This window comes from Algoriphagus sp. (genome assembly GCF_029254265.1).
Lineage (GTDB): Bacteria > Bacteroidota > Bacteroidia > Cytophagales > Cyclobacteriaceae > Algoriphagus.
Genome location: NZ_JAQWXX010000061.1, coordinates 1 through 23145 on the forward strand (window position 1 = coordinate 1; position 23145 = coordinate 23145).

Sequence of the window (23145 nt, forward strand, 5' to 3'; positions counted from 1 at the left end):
GTCAAAACCGTTTATTTTGACCTAATTTAGTACCCGTTAAGATCGCAAGAAAGCGATTGTCACTGGCTGTCACTTCTAACTTATTTGGCTACTGGCATCTTTGCGGATATACATATTAAGATAAATCAAGTTGAAAAAAGATTAACCAAAAGTTAATTTCCTAACTTAATTCTCAAATCATTTAACTTTATTCGCCTTATCCGTGACTTAAATTAAAGCTTTGGAAGACACCTATTTAACATTAAGTACTGAAAGCGAAGGCCTTTTCAAAGACCGGAGTAGCAAATTTTTCTATTATTCATTTCCTGTTTCCAACGAGGAAGAAATCAAAGAACGCCTAAAGGAGCTTCGGAAAAAGCATTTTGATGCACGACATCATTGCTTTGCTTGGAATCTGGGAACTGACGGGATGAATTATCGAGCAAATGACGACGGAGAGCCCAATCATTCAGCAGGAGATCCAATTCTAGGACAGATACGATCTAACAACCTTACCAATTGTCTCATCGTAGTTGTACGTTATTTTGGCGGGACAAAGCTAGGCATAAGTGGATTGATCAATGCCTACAAAACTTCCGCTGCCATGGCTATTGCTGAAAATGAAATCATAGAAAAACTGATCACTACTCGAATCTCTATTTCATTCACTTATCCTGCACTCAATGAAGTAATGAAACTTATCAAACTCCATGAGTTTCAGATAGTCAATCAAGAATTAGAATTAACCTGCAAAATGATATTAGAGGTCAGAAAAAGTCTGGAAGACCGTATCAGAGAGTCTTTAGAGGAAATCGAAAGTCTCAAACTCAATGATTAAATAATTCATCTAAATATCCTTTAGACTTCAAGACATTGAAGATTTCAACACATGCCCAGGCATCAGTAGCAGCATATCGTTGCTGCTTTTGAGTCAATGTAGTGGCTTCCCAATTGGATACTTGCTCAGATTTGGAGATTCGGATATTCAATACCATAGCGCAAAGATTTCGCACTCCTACGTTTTGAAACCCGACTTTTTTCAACTCATCATTCAAATCAAAAAAAGAATTCGCATAAAATGAATCTGTCAGTTTTGAAAGGCCCTTAATATCATCATGGACAGCTGCGCCTACCTTTACAATACTTTCCTTTTCAAGCAAATTTCGAATAGAATCGGGAAAGCCAATTTTATTCACTCTAAACAAAAATGCCTGAGATGGAGTAGAAAGCTGCAATAAAGAAACTGGATTTACTACACCTTTTTTGAAAGCAGGCTTTGTTTCGGTATCAAATCCTAAAATTCGCTGTGCTCCAAGAAAGTCCACTATCTCCTCAACATCATCCAGATCTTCTATTAAAAAAATTTCCCCTTCAAATTGATTTAGCGGAAGTTCGTTAATCTCCTCCTTTGTAATTTTTAATGGAATCATACTAATCTTCTAATTCACCCTCCTCATAATATGTAATACCGATTTTTAAATAACCGTACAAAATTGTCATAATCGGACTAATAATGTTGAAAAAACAATATGGCGCATAGACCAATGTAGCTACTCCTAAAACGGAAGCCTGGGTAGCTCCACAAGTATTCCAAGGAATCAGAACTGATGTCACAGTACCCGAATCTTCCAATGTCCTACTTAGATTCTCTGGTTTCAATCCTCTTTTCTTATACACATTTGCGTACATTCTTCCAGGAACTAAGATCGCTAAATATTGATCAGAAGTGGTAATGTTAAAGAAAATACATGTAGCTGCTGTCGAAGCAATTAGAGACCCTACGCTATGCACCTTTTTGATAACTGCCTCAGCTAAAACCTGAAGCATTCCACTCACTTCCATGATGCCACCAAAAACCATCGCACAAATGATCAACCAAATAGTATTCAGCATCCCGCCCATTCCTCTGGTAACCAGCAATTCGTTAACAACATCATTTGAAGTGACTACACTTACCTCTCCATATAAAGACATCATTATTGCTTTGAAACCTTGATAGGCGTAAGAACCTCCTTCATTAGCGATCAAATGAATGATTTCAGGCTGGAAAATCAATGCAAAAACTCCTCCAAGTAGCGTTCCAGCCAACAGCGCTGGTATGGCAGGAACCTTACGTATGATCAAAAACAAAACTAAAGCAGGAACAATAAATACCCAACCGGTAATATTGAAACGTTCCAAAATCACATTTGAAATAGACTTAACATCGTCTACACTTCCGTTGGTTTCGTAATTAAAACCTATTACAATAAATAAAATTAATGTAATAGAAATGGAAGGTATTGTGGTTTTTGCCATATATCTGATATGGGTAAACAAGTCCGTACCAGCCATTGCAGGCGCTAGATTTGTGGTATCGGAAAGAGGCGACATTTTGTCCCCGAAATAAGCTCCTGAGATAATCGCCCCGGCAATGATTCCTTCCTCAAAACCAAGTGCTTTCCCAATCCCCAATAAGGCTACTCCTACCGTGGCAACGGTTGTCCAGCTACTTCCTGTTGAAATTGAAACTACTGCACTTACAAAACAGGCAGCAAGCAGAAAAATGGTCGGACTAAGCACCTGCAATCCGTAATAAATCATTGCCGGTACAATCCCACTTATCATCCAGGTACCTGCTAAAGCACCTATCAAGAACAAAATCAGAATACTCGACATCGCCGAGCTGATACTTTTCACAATACCATCTTGAAGAGTCTCCCAATTAAATCCTAACCTACCGACCGCTACAATTGCAGCAACAGCAGAAGATAAAATAAGAACTATTTGATTAGATCCAGATAATCCATCTGTGCCAAATACTTTAATATTTAAGACCAGAAGGACTATTAAAAAAACAAGTGGGATAAGAGCGTCAAAAACCTTTGGAGTACGAGTCAGTCCTTGCATTAATCGAAGTTTGGTAAATTTTAATGGTTGAATCTAATCAAAAATAATTAATTACTATTCCGATAGAACTACTGCCAACTCCTTCCCTACCTGCCAACCTATAGCTACACCCATTCCCCCCAACCGAACAGCAGCAGCAGCTTTTTCACCTACTGCCTGAATCAGAGGGGATTTCTTGTTTCCAAATGCCATTATTCCAGTCCATTCCGTGTCCCATTCAATTACTTTTCCGGGAAAAATTACTTCAGAGGCTAATTTTTGAAGATGAGTTTTAATCAAAGGATTAATTTCAAATTTTAGACTGTTTTCACCGGCCTTATCTATATTTCTTGCACCACCCAGTAATAATCTCCCATCAACCTGTCGAAAGTAAACATAGCCCTTATCCATGTGAAATGTTCCTTGCCATGGAATCTTAAAATCCAAAGGCTTACTCAATAAAATCAATCCTCTGCCAGGCTGAACTTCCGATTCTTTCCATAGCTTTTCCGTAAAGGCATTGGTACAAATGGCTATTTGATTGGCTTTAAACTCAAAAACCTGCTCCCCTCCGGCATCCTCTGCTATGACGACCCCTTCGTCTTTTTGAATTTCAACTACTGATACCCCGGTTAGTATTTTTATCCCTTCAGCTTGGGTAAGATCCCAGAGAACTTTCATGTATTTCCCAGGATCAAGCTCACCCTCAAATTTATTCTTGATTACTTTTTTTATAGAGTCATTAAATCCTAATCTATCTTTTTTCCGAACTTCAGAAAAGACCTCATCTTTAAATATTCCTTTTAAAATCTTATTGATATCGGCAATTTGCTCCGCTGCCGAAAGCTGCCGCTCATCCAGAAGTTCATACCCAAAGCTATGGCGATATCCCAAAGCTTTGTCTCCAAACTTTTTACGAATCGAATTTATCCCTAAATAACGACGCTCAACTAAAGCAACAACCTCTTCTTGGGTCATTTGCCAAAAATCATCCAATATTTCTGTAAGGCTACCAAAACAGGCAAAACCCGCATTTTTTGTACTTGCCCCAGTAGGAAAAATCCCCCTTTCCAAAATCAATACAGATGCTTTTGGGTGCTTTTTCTTAAAATGGATTGCTGTCGATAAACCCACGAATCCTGACCCGACAACGATTAGGTCGTATTGAAAAAAGTGTTTTGTCTCCCAATAGCTGAACATTTTATTTTTCTAAATTTGATTTAAGCCTATAATTAGTATTTTCATAAATCTAACAGAATATATCCCAAAATGCCATGAGAAAAATAGACGCATTGTTACATGAATATGGATTAAGTCACCAAAACCCTACAAATAAACTCATTCATTGGTTTTGTGTCCCCGCAATTTTTTTTAGTGTGGTGGGTCTCATATTTAGTATTCCAGCTGGTCCTTTACCCGAATTACTTCCATTTCTTGGGGATTTTGCCAATTGGGCTACCATTACATTAATTCTGGTTCTTATCTATTACGTCACACTTTCAGGTCCTTTGACACTGGGTATGCTCTTTTTCTCAGCATTATGTTTAGCCTTGGCAAATTTTATTGATTTGACATTTGGATACTTGTGGGCCGTCAGTTTAGGTATTTTTGTGATTGCATGGATTATTCAATTTTATGGTCACAAAATCGAAGGAAAAAAACCATCTTTTCTAAAAGATGTGCAGTTTTTAATGATCGGACCAGCTTGGTTAATGCACTTTATTTATAAAAAATGGGGACTTTCTTATTGAATGGAATCCGTTTCAGCCTTTGAAAAAAGAACCTTCAAACGACTAAGTGCTTTCTGATTAGTTGAAGTGTATATACTGCTTAATATGGACTTTTTCTCTCGTGCTGTTAACCTCCAATTGAGGGAAGCTCTTTGCATATTTTCCTGACTTTCTGTCAATTCCTCTATTTGTACCTTCTCGGGAGCATATTCAAACTCAATTTTCTCAAGTGAAAAGGGCATTGATTCAATCATGTAGTTAAAGAGTACCTCATTTTGAATAGTCTGAATATTGTCCCAATTGGCATATATGTTTTTAAATGGTGTAAATACTCGCTGAAAAATTCGTGGCGGAAGTGTGGGAGATATTTCGGATGATTTTTCCGAATCCCGTATAGTGATCATAATCACTCCACTTGTATTTTTAGCAATCCAATTTTGAAATACATAGAGAAAGCGTAATCCATCCTGAATCCCAAAATTATCTGATAAGCCAGTATCCATTGTTTCCATTATAGGGTTAGATGGGAGTTGAACATTAGGAGTAATAAAAGGAAAAGTGGCGCTCATGCGTAAAGCCGAAAGAAACCGTAGATTTTTAGCATCATGTTTTGCAAAAAACCGAAGAAAATCTACTGTTTGTTTCTTTTCATTAATCCCTGTTTTACCGAGCATTGAGGTTCCAAAAAATGACATGGAATGCGGAGATACTACTAATTTCCGACCATCATTTGTAATAAGAGAAGTTACTGGTAAAAGAGGAATCAACCCTAAAAATTCTGGCTCACCATAGGCAGAAATGGGTTTATCCAAGACATGTTCAGTATTAATATTCAATTGATTTTCAAAAGCAAACCCTCTGTCTTTCAAATACTTTCGCCCATTGTAATCAAAGGATTGATTTCTGATTATCAAATCATTCACCAGTAAACTGAAAATAATAGGATTGAGATTATCAGTGGATATTTGGTCTAGATATTTAGAATCTGTAGGATCGATAGACTGATCAGTTAAAGACCTCAAGTAAATTTCCCTAAAAAACGCCTCTCCAATCACACCTCCGGAAGCTCCTGTAAGTAATTCCATATGCTTGGTGATTTCCCCACTTTTGATTTCATGAATACTTTGAAGGACCTTTAGCGTCCATAGTGAAGCACGTTGTCCGCCTCCACTAGCTGCCACAATTACGAGTTTTGGTAATGAATCACTGGAGAATTTTGACTTCCAGTTATCCAAAATTCGAATGGTATTTTCCCGATCTTTCGCTACGGTATCTGGATGAAGTAAAGAATCCAAGTGAGCAAGAGTATAGGCGACTGGCGGAACGGAATAATCAATACCATAAGCCTCATGAGGGCGATTGAGGAAGTCAAAATTTGAAAAATAGTTGATCAACACCAAAAACAGTATTACAGCAAGAGTAGCCCATCTTCTCAACCAAAAATTAACTGCCCCGGCTATCATTATCAAAATAGCCAAGAGCAAAGTAACACTCATTGCCGCTGGCAATTGAAGAAATGGATGCTCTTTAAAAAAACCTAAAATGATCACCACAAGGATCAAAAAAACCTGAATTAAGAAAAGATTTAAATGATTCTGGTCAAAAACCCGAAGTAATTTAGTGGCTTCAAATCGGGAAATATCAGGTCTAACCTGCTCAAAACGAAGTCTCAAATTGAGAAAATAATGGACTTTGCTTTTTTGGTTTTTAAGCTCTTTATATTGGCTGATCACATTAGCTCTTGTCAACTTGACCTTTCGAAGCCGCTTATCCAATGTGCCCGCAAAAATGACAAAGAAGTCTTTATTGGTGAAGGCAAAATAAGCGAAAATAACACTGTAGGAAATAATACTTCCAGCCGAAAAACCCAAGAAATAGTACAAAACCTCCCAGTCATTAGAGAGATCATTATTCAATTGAAAAGTGACAAAACGATAAATATATATCAAGTAGAAAAATAGAGGAACTATCGAATTATTGATACAATAATGAATGAAAGGCTTACTCAAAATTGCTAAAAATGGAAATTTACCACCATCCATAATATAAGTGGACATGTGAAATCCCATTGTAAAAACAGCAAAGCCGACTCCAATCAAAAAGAAACTTATCCAAGAAACCTGATTGAGATATTCTGGATCCAAAAAGAGAAAGGGTATTCCCAACATCACTCCTATTCCCTCCAAAATAATCATCAAAAGGACTACCCAAATGATAATCAAAGAAAGATTTTTTCTGAGATGGAGTAAGAATAGCTGTATAGGAAAACTATACCAAATTTTATCCCACATGAATTAGTTTTTCGGATAATTTACATTTTTTATTTTAATCACCATCAAAGGATAAATAGCGGATTTCAGGAAATTATTTAAATCTGGCCATCAAAAAAAAATACTACTGAAAACCAACTCATTAACTCCCAAAAAACATATACCGTAAATTGTTTCTTTCAATTTGCTCTTGTCCTTCGAAAGGAAAATTTTACCTTCGAAATTCAAAATATAAGCATATGAGAACGTGGTTTTTGTGTAAAGTCAAATACGCCAAAGAGAATGAAGAAGGACTTCTGAAGAATATTTCAGAGCAATACTTAGTAGATGCTGTATCATTTACAGAAGCTGAGGCTGTTCTTTACGATAGATTAGCTTCCCAAATCAGAGGAGATTTTCAAGTTACGGGGATTTCCAAAAGCAATATTGTTGACGTATTTCATTACGAAGAGTCGGATATTTGGTATAAATGCAAAATATCCTACCTCGTAGCAGATGCTGATAGTGGTAAAGAAAAAAAAGTGACTCAATACATGATTGTCACCGCAGATGATGTGAAAAATGCTTTTGATAGAATTCAAGAAAGCTTAAGCAATATGTTGGTAAGTTTTAGAATCCCTGATATAGTAGAAAGCCCAATTGTCGAAGTTTTCCCTTTCGAAAAAGACGAGATCGCTGAGCAACTTCCTCCTGGCAATTTCAGACCTTTGTCTGAAGTTGAATCAGAAAACGAATAACATAAAAGGCCTCAAATTGAGGCCTTTTATGTTACTATCAAATATGACAATTTTTAATTCTCAGGTTCCACTTGGGCAATTTCATACATGTTTTTACCATCCACTTGAACAGGTAAATAATAGGTGTCACCAATTTTAACATAAGTCTGATCCCCAACTTTCACTTCCTCTCCACCTTCTGGTAAAGCATCTACCACAGCACCAGCCGGCGGTGGCACTACTGTATATCCTCCCTCGGATTTTTCGTAATAGGTATTTCCATAGTAGTAATTATTTACTGTTGGACTTACTTCCACCTCCTTAGCTTCGCTAGGTATTACTTTCACTGTAGCTCCTTGTGGTGCTTCTACTACCACATAACCATCCCCTTCTTGCACATAAAACACTCCTTGATCATAATGATATTGTTGATTTTCAATAGAGACGATAATAGCCGTTGTCGCTAATGCCGCTACAAAAAATCCCCAAGGATGCCATACCGGCCCCCAATAAAAGGGAGTATAAGGATGGTAATAATAAGGTCGAAAACAGGAGAAGCCGAAACCTCCATAAAAATATGGAGGACGAGGATAAGGTCTATAAGGAGGACGATAAGCTCGGTTGTTAGTATTTCTTACGTTCACATTGACATTTCTACTATTATCAATGTTGATTCTATTATTATTCCCAATATTCTTATTCCCGGAATTGATGTTATTATTTCCTACACGATTATTTGTGCTGTTTCCAACTTTACTATCCTTGACAGAGGAAACTCTACTTGTATTGTTTGTTTTTTGAGTTACTCGATCCGAGCCTCCATTTAAAGTAGGTCTGGAACTTGAATTGGTAGCCCTAGAAGTCGGTCTAGATACCGTCGCTGGTCTACTTGATGTTGAGGGCATTTTAGTGGCGGGCCTAGCTGAAGTAGGTCGGGAAGGTGCTGGACGAGAAGTAGCTGGTCTTGCCCCTCCTCTACCTCCTGATGCTGCTCTCATTCGTTGAGCTTCCGCTATTTCTGGAAAAATCAACAAGGCAAGAACGCCTAGAAAAACTCCTACCAATTTTATTTTTGAAAGTTTCATAGTTATTTCTCTTTTTAATTTCACTTCTGATTAAGCCATGTTATTTGTCTTGCACCTGGGGGGGGGCGTAAAATCAAAAATGCTATTTGGATACGTTTGATTAAACTCCCAATCAAAAAAATCGACTTCATGTTGATATGCATATGGATCGCCCAAATACGTTATTAATGTTTTTACGGGTAAAAAATATAAATCATTTGAAATCCAGAGCTGAATAGTAACCGAATCATTTGAACAGCCAATATGAAATACCCGCTGTCCATTTACAGTAGTTTGTCCTAGAAATTGAATGTAGTCCATATTAGAGACTATTTCCTTTGAAAATGAAGGATACAGTACATCGGCAGAAGTTACTTCGATTCCAAAATCGCTATATAGCCAATCAAATGTCTCAATTAAATTATCAGGAGCATCTGCGATAGTATAAATATTATTAGTAAAAGAATAATAGGCTACTTGCGATCCGTTATAGCTGTATTTATCCTCTTTCTGCTCTCCAGTTATCTTTGCCACAAACTTATTCGGACCAGCAATCTTAACTTGACTACTGGTGAATTCTTTGATAAAGAAATTATTGGCAAAAGCTACATCTTTGGAAACCTGAGTTTTAAACCCAACAGAATTCAATTCTCCAAAAAGTGTACTCATCTTATCCAAAATCTGGATCGCTGTAGTGTCTTTAGCATTCTCTTGTGAATAGGCACTAAAACCTATAAACAGCATAGTAAGCATAGAACAAATTTTCTTAATCATAAATCGCTTATTTTTTTTTAAAAAAACGGTTAGAATTAAAGTTACTGATTTACTTATGGAAGAACCAATTCAATGAACCAATCAAGCATCGATTTGATGATTGATTACAAATTTGATCAATTCGTCAAGTTCAATTTGTGCCCTCATGGAAGCATCAGCAATATCTTCGCGACTTACCTGGGCAGCAAAGGTTTTATCTTTCAATCTTTTTTTCACTCCTTTCACTTCCATACCTACATAACCCTCCGGCCTCATTAAAGAATAAGCATGGATCAATCCACTTAACTCATCGAATGCATAAAGCATTTTATCCATCTCGGAAACTGGCTCTACTCCAAAATATTTAGGTCCATGAGAGGCTATTGCACGAATAATTTCCGGATCTAGATTTCTCTTTTCAAGTTCTTCCACAATTTTATTACAGTGAGTATCTGGCCATTTTTCCCAATCGGCATCATGAAGCAATCCTGCCAAGTACCATCGATGTTGATCTTCTGAAGAATATCCTTTTGCTCCAGCATATCGCTGCATCAAATGCCCAACTTGTTGCATGTGGGTTATCAGCCTCTCATTGCTCACCCATTCTCTTAAGAGTGTAAATGCTTCTTCAGTAGTGATTACGTTTCCTCGATTATCCGGTGACCCAAATTCATCACGATTTAATTTCATTTGATTATAGTTCATTTTAAATATATTTTTATGTATTTTATATAAATATTTATGTATTAAAAATAATTAATACTTAAAACTAATTATCTTTGATTTATGATTGATAGGGAATCCGTCCATGCACTAGGCCAAGTTGCTCTGACTTCAGAATATTTTCTGCAGATAACCTTGGACAAATCTGGTGAGGTTACCTCATCAGATCCTAATGTTGGACCCATCCCCTCTCTGTTTGAATTGAAAGATAAACCTATCTTTTTTTCTGACTGTTTTTTATCTTCTGATTGGACAAAATTTGAATCTCAAAGGCTAAAAGCTTTGAAAAATTCGCATCAATCTTTTTTGGTGGAATTGAATAAAATTAACTATCCAGAAAATGATACCATACCAACAAAATGGGAATTCTTTTTTATATCTGAGGATTTTGAAACTTGCCTTGGAATAGGACATCCAATTCAGTCATCTAAGCCTTATGAAGTTGGCTTAGGAGATTTTATGGATAATCCTTTTGGAGATAGAGAGATCTTAGACAGTTTGCTTGAGGACAAAATGATCGGCTTTTGGGAATTTGACTTCGATACCAAAACAGATCATATGAGTCAGGGATTGGGACATATGCTTGGATATTCTGAAGAAGAGCTAAGTCTGAATAAAAACATTTCCTGGCAAAAGCACATTTATCCTGATGATTTCCCAGGCTTGATGCGAGACCTAAAAAACCATTTTCGAACCACCGGGAATACTCCTTTTAAGAAGGAGTTTAGAATTTCCTCCAAAAGCAATGAGACTGTTTGGGTGTTAGGCTTTGGGAAAACTATCCGTTGGTCGAGATCAGGTCTTCCTGTTAAAGTAATGGGGTTTCTTTTGGATATTTCGGATAGAAAAAAACAAGAAAATTGGATGAAAGAACATCATCACTTCTTGCAAGAACTCGCCTTTGAGCAATCACATTCTTTGAGAGCTCGTGTAGCAAATATTTTAGGTATTTTAGAAATACTTGATTCGGAACCCAAAAATGAAGAGTCTCAAAAACTTATCAATATCATTAAGGAAGAGACCAAAAAGCTTGATATTTCATTGAAAAAAAGTATTCGAGAATCAGTCCTTCAGAATAAATCAATCCAAGGAGAAAAAACTTTCTAAAAAAAAGGGACCAAAGTCCCTTTATAAATTCCTGATTTTCCACTTTGATTTTAAATAGCCCCAAACTATGCTGGGGCTTATGCTTTTTTTCCCCTTGAAGCTTCCATCATATCCCACATCTCTTGAGGTATTGCATCCAGGTTATTAAACTCTCCCGCACCCTTGAGCCATTCGCCTCCATCAATTGTAATCACTTCTCCATTTACGTACGATGAAAAGTCAGAAACCAAATAAGCCGCAATATTTGCAAGCTCTTGATGTTCTCCAACCCGACCTACAGGCACTTTTTTTGCGGGATCAAATTTCTTAACCAAATCACCGGGAAGCAATCTACTCCATGCACCTTCGGTTGGAAAAGGTCCAGGAGCTATAGCATTTGACCGAATTCCATATTTCGCCCATTCAACTGCAAGAGAGCGGGTCATTGCAAGTACTCCAGCTTTTGCGGCTGCCGATGGAACTACATATCCAGAACCTGTCCAAGCATAGGTAGTCACGATATTTAAAAAAGTGCCTTCCTGTTTAGAGGAAATCCAGTCTTTTCCCGCAGTAAGGGTTACCTGAGAGGTGCCTTTCAACACGATATCCAAAACGGTATTAAAAGCGTTGGTTGAAAGTCGCTCAGTCGGACTGATAAAATTGCCCGCTGCATTATTCAAAACTACATGTATCTCTCCCAATGCTGCTTTTGCTGCTGACCACATCTCCTCGACTTGATTAATATCCCGGACATCACATGCTAAGGCCACCACTTTCCCGCCTTTTTGTGACATCATTTCATTCGCAGTCTCTTGAAGAACTTCGATCTTTCTGGAAGTAATAACAAGGTTGGCGCCTAGCTCCAGAAAATACTCTCCCATTGATCTTCCAAGACCGGTACCTCCACCGGTAATTAAAATATTCTTCCCCTTCAGCGTTCCTTCTTTTAACATGCCTTCGGCTCGTATCATAGTTTATCTGGTTTATCTTAGTTTATCGTTCTGGTCTAAGATAAGGATTTCGGTCTGGTATTTGAAAGAAGAAAATTGAAACATTTGAAATTCTTATTCACAAATGAAAAACCAGTATTCACTTTTCCTTTTGTTGTTATTCCCTTTACTTTTTGCTTGTGAGGAGGATGAAGATAAAATAATTCAGACTGACCTTACAATGGAGGCTAGTCAACTTTTTGACATTTCCAACAGCTGGGGAGAGAGTCTTTATTTTGCTATGCTAAGTTGGGAAGATTATCAAGCTGTCAACCCTTATGATCTTCCTGGATGTCCGAAAATTGCTTTGGAACAAAGTTTAAAGCAAGTCACTTTGGAGTTTTTGTCAGATTCGGCATGCATCAAGACTGGTCAAACTATACGCTCAGGAAAAATCATTTTAGACTATTCTCCTGAAAATTTAAGTACTCAGGATTGGATATTAGAATATCAGAATTATACTTTCAATCAAGATTCATTGCAGGGGACTCGAAAGTTTTCCAGATCCGATTTCAATAAAGTGAGCGAACAATTTGAAAACCTAATCCTTAAAACTAATAATGGTGTCAATTCTACTTTTTCTGGAAATATAGATCATACTATTGCTAGGCTAAGATTAGAATTAATTGGAATAGGTTCTAAGGGAACCATCACAGGAACCAATCCAGCCGGAAGAAAATTTACAATAGATATCACCGATCCAAGGCAAATTCTGGTATCATGTAGCAAGGAAAATGAAATTCTACCTATATCTGGCAAAGAATCCTGGACGGTAGCCCGAGGCGCCAGTAAGAATGTAATTCATAAAATCAACTACGAATCGACTGGTAATTGCCAAATAAATGCCACTGTAACCTTAGCTGATGGGAGAACTCTTGTTTTAACTCTCTAAATAAAAAAAGCCCCGAATTTCTTCGAGGCTTTTGACTTTTTGTTGATACTAGATTAATATCTGTAATACTCCGGCTTGAACGGTCCAGCGACCTCAACTCCAATATATTTAGCTTGATCTTCAGAAAGCGAATCTAATTCTACTCCCAATTTGGCCAAATGAAGCATTGCCACCTTCTCATCCAAATGCTTTGGAAGAACATATACTCCTACTTCGTAATTTTTATAATTTTCCCAAAGCTCCAGCTGTGCCAAAGTTTGATTTGTAAACGAGTTTGACATTACAAAAGAAGGATGACCTGTAGCACAACCTAAATTGACCAATCGTCCCTCGGCAAGAATAATGATTTCTTTTCCGTCCAAATTATATAGATCTACCTGAGGTTTGATCACATCTTTAGTATGTCCATAGTTTTTATTCAACCAAGCCATATCGATCTCATTGTCAAAGTGGCCGATATTACAAACAATCGCTTTGTCTTTCATAGCCTTAAAATATTCACCATGAATGATATCCTTGTTTCCAGTAGCGGTCACCACAATGTCAGCCTCTTTGACGGCATCAGCCATTTTCTTGACAGCGAAGCCGTCCATTGCAGCCTGTAGTGCACAGATCGGATCTATCTCTGTCACAATCACTCTTGCTCCTGCACCTCTTAGGGAAGCTGCAGATCCTTTTCCTACATCTCCATAACCAGCGACTACAGCTACTTTACCAGCCATCATTACGTCGGTAGCTCTGCGGATAGCATCTACCAAAGATTCTTTACAACCATATTTATTATCAAATTTTGACTTGGTCACAGAGTCATTTACGTTGATAGCAGGCATCGGAAGAGTTCCGTTTTTCATCCGCTCATACAATCTATGCACTCCAGTAGTAGTCTCTTCAGAAAGTCCTCTGATACCAGCAACCAATTCCGGGTACTGATCCAAAACCATATTTGTCAGGTCTCCACCATCATCAAGAATCATATTCAATGGTTGTTTATCTTCACCAAAGAAAAGTGTTTGCTCGATACACCAGTCAAATTCCTCTGCGGTTTGACCTTTCCAAGCATATACTTGAATACCTGCTGCTGCAATAGCGGCTGCTGCATGATCCTGGGTAGAAAAAATATTACAAGAAGACCAAGTCACCTCTGCTCCTAAGGCCTTCAAGGTTTCGATCAAAACAGCAGTTTGGATTGTCATGTGAAGACATCCAGCGATTCTTGCACCTTTCAGTGGCTGCGATGCGCCAAATTCTTCTCTTAAAGCCATTAATCCCGGCATCTCCGCTTCGGCAAGTTTGATCTCTTTTCTTCCCCACTCTGCAAGAGAGATATCCTTTACTTTGTATTGGATAAATTTTTCAGATTTAGTTTCTGACATGTTTATGTGTAGTTAACTGATAAAATACTTGTAAAACAGGCACAAAGGTACCCCATAAAATTTGGAATCGGAAATGACTTCAGTAGTTTAGGAATACAATCTCTTTCAAGCCAAAAAGTTCTACATCACCTGATTCAAGTTCAACCTCTAACTTTCCTTCTTTGGAAACACCAGAAATCAATCCTTTAAATTCACCTCTATAATCTTTAAAATTACTCCATTCGCCTTTCAAATAAAGATGATGCAGGTATTCTTTTTTGATTTCCGACCAATTACCTCTTTTTAAATGCAAGTACCCTTGCTCAATTTGAGTAATAAGAAGTCTAAACAGTTCTTTAAGATCAAATTGGTTACCGGTGACATTTGCCAAAGAAGTTGCTTTTACTGATTCAAATGATTGCTGGTTGATATTTATTCCCACTCCCACCACTGCAAATTCCCAACCATCACCGGAAAACGTATTTTCAATTAAAATTCCTCCTATTTTACCAAATTCTGGAACAATCAAATCATTTGGCCATTTAACTTTGACAGAAGCAATATATTCTTGAAATAACTTTCGGATACTATTTGAAATTGCCATATTCAAATAAAACTGTTCTGATAGATCCATGAAAGAGGGTTTAAGTACTAGCGAAAAAGTAAGGTTTAATCCCTTTTCTGAAAGCCATTTGTTACCCCGCTGTCCTTTTCCATGCGTTTGATGTTCACAGATAATTATAGTCCCCTCGTGAGCTACTTTCTGTTTGATCATTTGAATGGCTTTGTCATTTGTGGAATGACACTCTGGCAGGAAATGAACATCTTTCCCCAAAAAAATCGTATTGGCAAGAATTTTATACATAAATTTTGAATCCGACGAAAATCTAAGGAAAACCCGATAGGGTAAGTAAAATTAAACGAATAATATGACAGCAGAAGCGCTGAGCAAAATAATTGTAAAAGGAATGGAAGACAAAAAGGCTTCCGACATACTTGTAATGGATTTGAGAAATATCAAAAATTCTGTTTCAGATTTTTTCGTTCTTTGCTCTGGTAATTCTGACACCCAACTTGAAGCTATTGCTGATTCAATTGAAGAGCATGTGTTTAAAGCAGGAGAAAAAGGACCTTGGAAAAGTGAGGGGAAAAATAGCGGACAATGGATTCTGATGGATTATGTGAACGTTGTTGCTCATATTTTCCTTAAAGATAAAAGACAATACTACGGACTAGAGGATCTGTGGGGAGATGCAAAATTCACCCGAATCAATTAAAAGTCTTCAAACTTTAAACACCTCAAGCCGTTTTACCATAAGTTTATAGAATCATCACTAAGCAATGAGCGATACAAAAAAAAGTAATAAAAAATTCGTCCCTAAGGCACCTCAAAAGCCTAATTTTCAACTTTGGCTAATCATAGTAGCAGTTTTGGTATTAATAGGCCTTACTTGGGTTCAAAACCGAAACTCGGTCATTGACATCACTCAAAAACGATTTGAGGACATGTATGTGGCCGGAGATGTCTCCAAAGTGGTTATAATCAAAAATATGGAACGGGTAGACATCACCCTGAATAATACTGGACTGAATAATCCAAAATACAAAACAGAACTGGAGTCTAATTCAGCGTTTTTCAACCCAGCTGGACCTCATTACTCGTTCCAGGTGGCTTCTTTGGACAAATTTGCTAATGACTTCGATGCCTTAAATGAAAAAGTAGATCCAGCAAATCGAACTGAACTAGATGTTGCAACAGAGGAAAACTGGGGAAGCTACTTTTCTAGCTTTGGATTCTTGATTTTGCTATTTGTGCTATTTTGGTTTATGATGCGAAGAATGGCTGGACCTTCAGGACCAGGCGGACAAATCTTCAATGTAGGAAAATCAAAGGCTCAGCTTTTTGACGCTGAGAATAAAGTAAAAATCACATTTGACAATGTGGCAGGTCTTGATGAAGCAAAAGAAGAAGTTCAGGAAATTGTTGAATTCCTTAAAAATCCTGGAAAATTCACAAAACTGGGAGGTAAAATCCCAAAAGGAGCGCTACTCGTGGGCCCTCCAGGTACTGGTAAAACTTTATTGGCTAAAGCCGTAGCTGGCGAAGCTGGAGTTCCATTCTTTACCTTGTCAGGTTCCGATTTCGTTGAAATGTTTGTGGGTGTAGGCGCGGCACGTGTTCGGGACTTATTTAAACAAGCAAAAGAAAAAGCACCCTGTATCATATTTATAGATGAGATTGATGCGATTGGTAGATCCAGAGGAAAAGGTCAAATGCCTGGCTCAAATGACGAGCGGGAAAACACCCTAAACTCTCTTTTGGTAGAGATGGATGGTTTTGGTACAGACACCGGAGTTATTGTGGTCGCAGCAACAAACCGTCCGGATGTATTGGATAGTGCCTTGCTCAGACCAGGACGATTTGATCGTCAAATCTCTATAGATAAGCCAGATATTAACGGTAGAGAGGCAATATTCAAGGTTCACCTGAAGCCTATCAAGACTGCCGATGACGTAGACCCTAAAAAATGCGCAGCTCAAACTCCGGGTTTTGCTGGAGCAGAAATTGCCAACGTGTGCAACGAAGCAGCATTGATAGCGGCTAGAAGAAATAAAACTGCTGTAGATATGCAGGATTTCCAAGATGCAGTTGATAGAGTAATTGGAGGTTTGGAAAAGAAAAATAAAATTATTTCTCCTGATGAGAAGAAAATCGTGGCTTACCATGAAGCTGGTCATGCAGTGGCAGGCTGGTTTTTGGAGCATGCTGATCCATTGGTAAAAGTAAGTATCGTACCTCGAGGAGTGGCTGCTTTAGGCTATGCACAGTATCTTCCAAAAGAGCAATTCCTTTACCAAACCGAGCAGTTGGTAGATGAGATGTGTATGACATTAGGAGGAAGAGCTGCCGAGCAGATTATCTTCAACAAAATATCTACCGGCGCATTAAGCGATCTCGAACGAGTAACTAAAATGGCATATTCTATTGTTTCAGTATATGGAATGAATGATAAGATTGGAAACGTTTCTTTCTATGATTCTAAGGCTGATGGGTATAAAATGACCAAGCCTTATTCTGAGACTACAGCCGAGACCATCGATGAAGAAGTAAGGAAGTTGATTTCTTCCGCATACCAGAGAACAATAGAACTATTGACCTCTAAGAAGGTAGAGTTGGAGATTTTAGCGAAAGAGCTTTTGGAAAAAGAAATCCTTTTCCAATCAGATTTGGAAAAGTTAATTGGCAAGCGCCCTTTTGAAAAAGAAACAACCTATCAGGCGTTTACCAATAAAAATGAATCTGCTCCTGAAGTAGTTACTGACAAATTAAGCACCCCTGAAATCAAAGGTGAGGCTGAAGTACAAGGAGAGGCAAAGGTTCTCCCTGAGGAGAGTAATTCAGACAACTAATATTTTTAACAAAAGCCCTGAATGATTCAGGGCTTTTTTATTTTTGCATTCGCACCTTATCTTTCAAAATGCAACCAACCACTTTGGATTTTCAGCTGAATGGAAAAAAATTGTTCTTTGCTTCCGATTTTCATCTTGGAGCTCCAAACGAAACTGAAAGTAAAATACGCGAAAAAAGGATCATTCGTTGGCTAAACTCAATTTCAAAAGAAGCAGCAGGCATCTTTCTGGTTGGGGATATTTTTGATTTTTGGTTTGAATATGGTCAAGTTATTCCCAAAGGTTTTATACCCTTTATTTCTAAAATATCACAGCTAAGGGATCAAGGAGTTCCAGTATACTTTTTTACTGGAAACCATGATTTATGGATGAAGGATTATTTCACTACCGAATTAGGAATCCCAATTTTTCATGAACCGATACTTCTACAAGTAAATAAAAAAAAGATACTCGTTGGACATGGCGACGGGTTAGGGCCAGGAGATTACTCCTATAAAATTCTTAAAAAAATCTTCACCAATCCAATTTCAAAATGGCTTTTTCGATGGTTACATCCTGATTTTGGAGTTAAACTAGCCAAGGCTTGGTCTGGCCATAGTAGAATCACGAATATCGCTAAAAACGAAAGCCATTTCTTAGGAGATGATGAATGGCTTTGGCAATACTGTAAAGAAGTGGAAACTGGTACTCATCACGATTTTTACATTTTTGGTCATCGACATTTACCTTTGGAATTAAAAGTTGCTGAAAATTCAACTTATTTTAACTTAGGTGAATGGGTCAACCAAAATACTTTTCTTGAATTTGATGGAGAAAAATTTGAACTGATTGAATTTGAAAAATGAGGAAATTCATCTTGCTCTCCTTTTTTCTAGCTTCTTTCCAATTAATGGCGCAGGATAATCAGCTTGGAAATCCCATCGCTGAAATCCAGTTAGAGAATCTTGATTTAATATCATTCGACAATAAAGACAATCTTTTTGCTAGCAATACGTCTGGGGATATTTACCAGTTTGATCGATTTGGAAAAAAAACAAATCTGTTTTCCCCTTCCAGGCAAGGAAGATTGAATCAATTGGAGGCAGCTTGGACTGTGAACATATTCAGTTTTTCTGCGGACTTACAAGAATATAGGATATTTGATCGTTTTTTGAATCCTTTAGCTGAAAGCAACTTACTACTTGCCGATGTCAATCTAGTAAAAGCTGCAACCTTTGGGAATAACAATACAGTCTGGGTTTGGGATGAATCAGATTTGAGTATCAAATCTTTGGATTACCTACGAAATCTGGTTATACAAAGTCAACCATTGAATTTGATTTTGAATTCAGATGATTTAGAGGTCCTTGAGATCCGGGAATTTAAAAATCGTCTGTTTATGAATATTAAAAATGAGGGAATTTTCATATTCGATAACCAAGGAAACCTGATCAAAATGATTAAAATGGTGCTTAACCAGAAAATGTGTTTTTACAATGAATATCTCCTTTGGACTGAGGAGGGCTTTTTGATGAGTATATCAATCAAATCACAGGCAATTTTTAAAATTGCTCCAATCAAAAATTTAGAACCTGAAACCATACAAATTGGTCAGAATCGATTGGCACTTATCCAAAAGAATAAAGTTATCCTTTATGAATTACCAAACTGGTTGAAATCCCTTCGCTGAAATAAAAAAAGCAAATCCATTTCTGAATTTGCTTCTCCTTGTTTTAAACAAACAGTTTCTCAACTGATTTTGACTAGTTCAATCTCAAATATCAAATCTTTCCCAGCCAACTGGTGATTGGCATCCAAAGTGATTTTTTCCTCGTCGATATTCACCACCACCACTGGCATTGGCTGACCATTTCCGCCTTGTAGTTGAAGCGTCATCCCGATTTCAGGCTTAATGTTTGCAGGTACTTGAGCTACAGGTACATCGATCATCATATCTTCTCTTCGTTCTCCATAAGCTTCCGCCGCTGGAATAGTTACTGTTTTTTTGTCTCCGATCGCCATTCCATGAACAGCCGTATCAAAGCCTTTAATCATGTTGCCGTCGCCTAGTGTAAATCCAAGTGGAGCTCTGGAAACGGATGTATCAAACACACTTCCATCTTCTAATTTGCCGGTGTAATGCACTTCTACTGCATCCCCTTTTTTAGCTTGCATATTCTTTCGGTTTAGTAAACCACAAAGTTACAAAAAACTCTGAGGGCATAAAACCCGAACAAAACTGTCCGATATAGAGTAAAAACCGTACATTTTCGAACACTTATAAGTTAAAATCCCATCTAAAGCCTTTAAATTAGGCTTGGCACTATTTTCCCATTACATCATCAAAAGAATCAACCATGGAGAACCAAGACTTAGGAAAGATCCTCATCATTGATGACAATGAAGATTTATTGTTTGCAGCAAAAATGCTTTTGAAAAAGCATGCGAAAGAAGTCATGATCGAAAAAGATCCGCGCAGAATTCCATTTCTGATCAATAACAATAATTACGACGTGATCTTATTGGATATGAATTTTCGGGAAGATACGACCTCAGGCAAGGAGGGGTTTCACTGGCTCAAGCAAATCAAAGAAATAGATCCAAAAGCTGTGGTGATTCTGATTACTGCATTTGGAGATGTGGAAATGGCCGTACAAGCCTTGAAAGAAGGTGCAACCGACTTTATTCTCAAACCTTGGCAAAACGAGAAACTCATCGCCACCCTTTCCTCAGCCATCAAACTGAAAGAAAGTTACAATGAAGTGGACAAGCTTCAGAAAAAGCAGAAACAACTTCAAACCGATCTAAAGAAACCCTACAGCGATATCATAGGGCAATCTGCTTCGATGAAAAACATCTTCTCAATAATCGATAAAGTCGCTCAGACCGATGCGAACATTTTGATTTTGGGAGAAAATGGAACAGGTAAGGAACTCATTGCTCGTGCAATTCATGAACGTTCACATCGAAAAGACGAAATCTTTGTAGGTGTAGATATGGGTTCCATCACCGAATCCCTATTTGAGTCAGAACTATTCGGACATAAACGAGGTGCATTTACTGATGCCAAGGAAGACCGTGCTGGTCGATTTGAAGTAGCGGACAACGGAACCCTTTTCCTGGATGAAATCGGAAATTTATCTATGCCTCTTCAGTCTAAACTATTGACCGTATTACAAAAACGGGAAGTGACACGTATAGGTACAAACAAAGCCATCCCTGTTGACATTCGACTCATATGTGCAACCAATATGCACGTACATGAGATGGTAATGGAAAACACTTTCCGTCAGGATTTGCTTTACAGAATCAATACCGTAGAGATCTTCCTTCCACCTTTACGCGAGCGTCACGATGATATTCCTGTCTTAGCTAATCACTTTTTGAAAAGCTACGCACAGAGGTACCGAAAAGAATTCAAGGGATTTACTACCGCTGCAATGGACTTGCTTCAGCGCTATGGCTGGCCGGGAAATATCCGGGAACTCCAGCATGCCATAGAGCGAGCAATTATCATGGCAGAAGGAAATGAATTGGACTCCCGTGATTTCTTCTTTCTCTCGGCGAAGCCAGCATCAGACAAAGCACCTCAAGCAGTCACTCTCAACCTGAATGACATGGAACAAACGACCATTCAGAGAGCTATCGACAAAAATGGTGGAAATATCTCCAAGGCTGCAAAGGAACTGGGTTTGACCCGAGCATCTCTCTATAGAAGATTAGAAAAATATGGACTATAAGGTTGGTTTACTGGGAAGAATAGCTTTTCTGGCAGCTTCCCTTTTCCTTCTTGCTTTTACCATCTTTGATGAATGGGGAGTCTTTATGATTTCCCTTTTATTGATTTTGGTAATTTTTCAGATCATTTATCTTCTACGTTATTCTGAAAGTTCCTTTCAAAAAGTCCGAACCTTTCTGGATAATATTAAGCAGGATAAATACTCCCAACTTTACCCCGTCAAGTTTGACGGGACAGAAACCGATGATCTTCACATCGAATTCAACGCAATTCTGGCAAAGCTAAAAGAAGATCAGGCAGAAAAAGAAGCTAACTTCCAATACTTCCGCTCTGTATTCAAACATCTGAGCATCGGTCTAATCACCTTCGGTGAAAACGGTCAAATTCAAATTATCAATACGGCTGCCAAGCGAATTTTAAACGTAGAAAATCTAATCAATATCAGCGAAATTGAGGGAATCAATAAAGAGCTGCACCTAGCAATCCACCATCTAAAAACCGGTGGTAGCGAACTTATCAAAATCGCTCATCCGGATGGCATTATGCAGCTATCAGTTTATGTAATTGAGCTTCTGATGCGCGGGGAAAAATTTAAACTCGTCTCCCTACAAAATATCCAGTCCGAACTAGAGGAGAAAGAAATGGAGGCCTGGCAAAATCTGGTAAAAATTCTCACCCATGAGATTATGAATAGCATCGCGCCTATTTCTTCACTGGCTGGTACAATTAAAGATGACCTGGAAAAGAAGATCGATTCGATCTCTGAACTCACTCCTCAAGATCTGGAAGACTACCTTATGGGAATGGCTACTATAGAAAAACGAAGTCAAGGTTTGACGAGCTTTGTATCTGACTTCCGCTCTTTGGCACATATTCCGGCGCCGAAGTTCAGCAGCATTGCCATCGGAAGGCTTTTTGATCAATTGGAAATTTTACTACAGCATCAACTGGAATCTGGAAAAATTACCCTGAACAAAGTACTCGATCCTAAGGAACTGATTCTCTTTGGCGACCAAACCCAAATCGAGCAAGTTCTAATCAACCTGACACAAAATGCCATTCATGCTCTAGAGGATGCCGAAGAAAAAGTGATCACACTCCATGCTTACATCGACGAATCGGGTAAGATCATTCTGGAAGTCGCTGATACAGGAAAGGGAATCGAAGAAGAAGCACTAAGTAAAATCTTTATCCCCTTTTTCACCACTAAGAAAAAGGGGTCAGGAATAGGGCTAAGCCTTTCAAAGCAAATAATGCGTCGTCACAAAGGGAATATACAAGTCAAGTCCAGCCCAGGAGAAGGTACAACCTTTAAGTTAATTTTTAACGGATAGCAGGGATTGGAATAAAACTAAAGTCAGATAGAAGAAAGCGTTAAATCACAAGCTTTGAAATGAGTTTATGTCCTACAATATAAAAGAGGGGATTATTTTACAAAGTACAGAAAAGATTTATCTCCCAAAGGGCTAAAAACAAAACTCATATTTAGCTAGCACCATCTAAATACCTGACTCTATAATTTTCAAAAAAACTTTAGAAAATGAACCCTTAAAAACCAGAACTTGTTAATTCAAAGAAATTCACCTAAATAAAA

The 23145-nt window shown here is 37.9% G+C and carries 22 protein-coding genes; 11 read left to right on the forward strand and 11 right to left on the reverse strand.

The annotated features are described in order from the left end of the window. Positions 1 to 220 precede the first annotated feature (220 nt). Positions 221 to 817: a YigZ family protein gene (locus tag P8O16_RS09200; RefSeq protein WP_300313626.1), complete on the forward strand. Its 597-nt coding sequence runs from the start codon at positions 221 to 223 to the stop codon at positions 815 to 817. Here P8O16_RS09200 and P8O16_RS09205 read toward each other — a convergent pair. Genes P8O16_RS09205 through P8O16_RS09215 form a run of 3 tightly spaced genes read right to left on the reverse strand, consistent with a single transcriptional unit; the run spans position 807 to position 4047 of the window. Continuing rightward, positions 807 to 1409, reverse strand: a complete 603-nt coding sequence (locus P8O16_RS09205; RefSeq protein ID WP_300313629.1) for a 3'-5' exonuclease — start codon at positions 1407 to 1409, stop codon at positions 807 to 809. The two genes, P8O16_RS09200 and P8O16_RS09205, sit on opposite strands and share 11 nt — an antisense overlap. A 1-nt stretch (position 1410) precedes the next feature. Further along, positions 1411 to 2868: a Na+/H+ antiporter NhaC gene (gene nhaC, locus P8O16_RS09210; protein WP_300313632.1), complete on the reverse strand. Its 1458-nt coding sequence runs from the start codon at positions 2866 to 2868 to the stop codon at positions 1411 to 1413. 54 nt (positions 2869 to 2922) lie between these two features. After that, complete coding sequence (locus P8O16_RS09215; protein ID WP_300313635.1) at positions 2923 to 4047, reverse strand: FAD-binding oxidoreductase; 1125 nt, start codon at positions 4045 to 4047, stop codon at positions 2923 to 2925. A gap of 74 nt (positions 4048 to 4121) precedes the next feature. Here P8O16_RS09215 and P8O16_RS09220 point away from each other — a divergent pair, with 74 nt between their 5' ends. After that, positions 4122 to 4598 (forward strand): DUF962 domain-containing protein, encoded by a 477-nt coding sequence (locus P8O16_RS09220; RefSeq protein WP_075351903.1) that lies wholly within the window; start codon positions 4122 to 4124, stop codon positions 4596 to 4598. Here P8O16_RS09220 and P8O16_RS09225 read toward each other — a convergent pair. After that, positions 4592 to 6868 (reverse strand): patatin-like phospholipase family protein, encoded by a 2277-nt coding sequence (locus tag P8O16_RS09225; RefSeq protein WP_300313639.1) that lies wholly within the window; start codon positions 6866 to 6868, stop codon positions 4592 to 4594. The two genes, P8O16_RS09220 and P8O16_RS09225, sit on opposite strands and share 7 nt — an antisense overlap. Positions 6869 to 7086: 218 nt before the next feature. Between P8O16_RS09225 and P8O16_RS09230 the strand changes: the two genes are divergently transcribed. Further along, complete coding sequence (locus tag P8O16_RS09230) at positions 7087 to 7584, forward strand: DUF4494 domain-containing protein (RefSeq protein WP_075351901.1); 498 nt, start codon at positions 7087 to 7089, stop codon at positions 7582 to 7584. Between the two features lie 53 nt (positions 7585 to 7637). Here the strand turns inward: P8O16_RS09230 and P8O16_RS09235 are convergent, their stop codons facing one another. The 3 genes from P8O16_RS09235 to P8O16_RS09245 form a co-directional block, all read right to left on the reverse strand. Then, complete coding sequence (locus P8O16_RS09235; RefSeq protein ID WP_300313644.1) at positions 7638 to 8648, reverse strand: DUF6515 family protein; 1011 nt, start codon at positions 8646 to 8648, stop codon at positions 7638 to 7640. Between the two features lie 30 nt (positions 8649 to 8678). After that, positions 8679 to 9401, reverse strand: coding sequence for a DUF2092 domain-containing protein (locus P8O16_RS09240; RefSeq protein WP_300313647.1), 723 nt, complete (start codon positions 9399 to 9401; stop codon positions 8679 to 8681). An 81-nt stretch (positions 9402 to 9482) separates the two neighbouring features. After that, positions 9483 to 10085 (reverse strand): HD domain-containing protein, encoded by a 603-nt coding sequence (locus P8O16_RS09245; protein ID WP_300313650.1) that lies wholly within the window; start codon positions 10083 to 10085, stop codon positions 9483 to 9485. A gap of 333 nt (positions 10086 to 10418) precedes the next feature. Here P8O16_RS09245 and P8O16_RS09250 point away from each other — a divergent pair, with 333 nt between their 5' ends. Then, positions 10419 to 11210: a PAS domain-containing protein gene (locus P8O16_RS09250; protein ID WP_300313653.1), complete on the forward strand. Its 792-nt coding sequence runs from the start codon at positions 10419 to 10421 to the stop codon at positions 11208 to 11210. Between the two features lie 77 nt (positions 11211 to 11287). Here P8O16_RS09250 and P8O16_RS09255 read toward each other — a convergent pair whose 3' ends face one another. Next, entirely contained in the window at positions 11288 to 12160 is an 873-nt protein-coding gene (locus P8O16_RS09255; RefSeq protein WP_300313657.1) for an SDR family oxidoreductase, read from the reverse strand. 103 nt (positions 12161 to 12263) lie between these two features. Here P8O16_RS09255 and P8O16_RS09260 point away from each other — a divergent pair, with 103 nt between their 5' ends. After that, on the forward strand, positions 12264 to 13070 hold the full coding sequence (locus P8O16_RS09260; protein WP_300313660.1) for a hypothetical protein: 807 nt from the start codon (positions 12264 to 12266) through the stop codon (positions 13068 to 13070). Positions 13071 to 13123: 53 nt separating this feature from the next. Here the strand turns inward: P8O16_RS09260 and ahcY are convergent, their stop codons facing one another. Together ahcY and P8O16_RS09270 are read right to left on the reverse strand one after the other, a co-directional pair. Further along, positions 13124 to 14443: an adenosylhomocysteinase gene (gene ahcY, locus P8O16_RS09265; protein ID WP_300313662.1), complete on the reverse strand. Its 1320-nt coding sequence runs from the start codon at positions 14441 to 14443 to the stop codon at positions 13124 to 13126. 79 nt (positions 14444 to 14522) lie between these two features. Further along, the gene (locus P8O16_RS09270; RefSeq protein WP_300313665.1) at positions 14523 to 15287 is read right to left on the reverse strand and encodes a biotin--[acetyl-CoA-carboxylase] ligase; all 765 of its coding nucleotides are present in this window, start codon (positions 15285 to 15287) and stop codon (positions 14523 to 14525) included. 64 nt (positions 15288 to 15351) lie between these two features. Here P8O16_RS09270 and rsfS point away from each other — a divergent pair, with 64 nt between their 5' ends. The 4 genes from rsfS to P8O16_RS09290 all read left to right on the forward strand — a co-directional run bounded on the left by rsfS (position 15352) and on the right by P8O16_RS09290 (position 19502). Continuing rightward, positions 15352 to 15699 carry a ribosome silencing factor gene (rsfS, locus tag P8O16_RS09275; protein ID WP_300313668.1) on the forward strand — a complete coding sequence of 116 codons (348 nt, stop codon included), beginning with the start codon at positions 15352 to 15354 and terminating at the stop codon, positions 15697 to 15699. Positions 15700 to 15763: 64 nt separating this feature from the next. Further along, on the forward strand, positions 15764 to 17833 hold the full coding sequence (gene ftsH, locus P8O16_RS09280; RefSeq protein ID WP_300313671.1) for an ATP-dependent zinc metalloprotease FtsH: 2070 nt from the start codon (positions 15764 to 15766) through the stop codon (positions 17831 to 17833). A 68-nt stretch (positions 17834 to 17901) separates the two neighbouring features. Then, entirely contained in the window at positions 17902 to 18678 is a 777-nt protein-coding gene (locus P8O16_RS09285; RefSeq protein ID WP_300313674.1) for a UDP-2,3-diacylglucosamine diphosphatase, read from the forward strand. After that, a complete protein-coding gene (locus P8O16_RS09290; protein ID WP_300313676.1) occupies positions 18675 to 19502 on the forward strand; it encodes a hypothetical protein in 828 nt (275 codons plus the stop codon). The genes P8O16_RS09285 and P8O16_RS09290 overlap by 4 nt, the downstream gene beginning before the upstream one ends. 59 nt (positions 19503 to 19561) lie before the next feature. On the opposite strand, the gene P8O16_RS09295 is transcribed toward P8O16_RS09290, so the two are convergent. After that, entirely contained in the window at positions 19562 to 19987 is a 426-nt protein-coding gene (locus P8O16_RS09295; RefSeq protein WP_300313678.1) for a peptidylprolyl isomerase, read from the reverse strand. Positions 19988 to 20169: 182 nt separating this feature from the next. Between P8O16_RS09295 and P8O16_RS09300 the strand changes: the two genes are divergently transcribed. Both P8O16_RS09300 and P8O16_RS09305 read left to right on the forward strand, forming a co-directional pair. After that, positions 20170 to 21552 (forward strand): sigma-54 dependent transcriptional regulator, encoded by a 1383-nt coding sequence (locus tag P8O16_RS09300; RefSeq protein WP_300313680.1) that lies wholly within the window; start codon positions 20170 to 20172, stop codon positions 21550 to 21552. Then, entirely contained in the window at positions 21542 to 22885 is a 1344-nt protein-coding gene (locus P8O16_RS09305; protein WP_300313682.1) for an ATP-binding protein, read from the forward strand. The genes P8O16_RS09300 and P8O16_RS09305 overlap by 11 nt, the downstream gene beginning before the upstream one ends. Positions 22886 to 23145 lie beyond the last annotated feature (260 nt).

Coding starts and splice junctions, on each gene's coding strand:
- P8O16_RS09270 (WP_300313665.1), bottom strand. CDS start 15,287: ATGTATAAAATTCTTGCCAATACGATTTTTTTGGGGAAAGATGTTCAT.
- P8O16_RS09245 (WP_300313650.1), bottom strand. CDS start 10,085: ATGAACTATAATCAAATGAAATTAAATCGTGATGAATTTGGGTCACCG.
- nhaC (WP_300313632.1), bottom strand. CDS start 2,868: ATGCAAGGACTGACTCGTACTCCAAAGGTTTTTGACGCTCTTATCCCA.
- P8O16_RS09215 (WP_300313635.1), bottom strand. CDS start 4,047: ATGTTCAGCTATTGGGAGACAAAACACTTTTTTCAATACGACCTAATC.
- P8O16_RS09235 (WP_300313644.1), bottom strand. CDS start 8,648: ATGAAACTTTCAAAAATAAAATTGGTAGGAGTTTTTCTAGGCGTTCTT.
- P8O16_RS09205 (WP_300313629.1), bottom strand. CDS start 1,409: ATGATTCCATTAAAAATTACAAAGGAGGAGATTAACGAACTTCCGCTA.
- P8O16_RS09260 (WP_300313660.1), top strand. CDS start 12,264: ATGAAAAACCAGTATTCACTTTTCCTTTTGTTGTTATTCCCTTTACTT.
- P8O16_RS09230 (WP_075351901.1), top strand. CDS start 7,087: ATGAGAACGTGGTTTTTGTGTAAAGTCAAATACGCCAAAGAGAATGAA.
- P8O16_RS09285 (WP_300313674.1), top strand. CDS start 17,902: ATGCAACCAACCACTTTGGATTTTCAGCTGAATGGAAAAAAATTGTTC.
- P8O16_RS09295 (WP_300313678.1), bottom strand. CDS start 19,987: ATGCAAGCTAAAAAAGGGGATGCAGTAGAAGTGCATTACACCGGCAAA.
- P8O16_RS09305 (WP_300313682.1), top strand. CDS start 21,542: ATGGACTATAAGGTTGGTTTACTGGGAAGAATAGCTTTTCTGGCAGCT.
- P8O16_RS09300 (WP_300313680.1), top strand. CDS start 20,170: ATGGAGAACCAAGACTTAGGAAAGATCCTCATCATTGATGACAATGAA.
- P8O16_RS09240 (WP_300313647.1), bottom strand. CDS start 9,401: ATGATTAAGAAAATTTGTTCTATGCTTACTATGCTGTTTATAGGTTTT.
- rsfS (WP_300313668.1), top strand. CDS start 15,352: ATGACAGCAGAAGCGCTGAGCAAAATAATTGTAAAAGGAATGGAAGAC.
- P8O16_RS09225 (WP_300313639.1), bottom strand. CDS start 6,868: ATGTGGGATAAAATTTGGTATAGTTTTCCTATACAGCTATTCTTACTC.
- P8O16_RS09220 (WP_075351903.1), top strand. CDS start 4,122: ATGAGAAAAATAGACGCATTGTTACATGAATATGGATTAAGTCACCAA.
- ftsH (WP_300313671.1), top strand. CDS start 15,764: ATGAGCGATACAAAAAAAAGTAATAAAAAATTCGTCCCTAAGGCACCT.
- P8O16_RS09255 (WP_300313657.1), bottom strand. CDS start 12,160: ATGATACGAGCCGAAGGCATGTTAAAAGAAGGAACGCTGAAGGGGAAG.
- P8O16_RS09290 (WP_300313676.1), top strand. CDS start 18,675: ATGAGGAAATTCATCTTGCTCTCCTTTTTTCTAGCTTCTTTCCAATTA.
- ahcY (WP_300313662.1), bottom strand. CDS start 14,443: ATGTCAGAAACTAAATCTGAAAAATTTATCCAATACAAAGTAAAGGAT.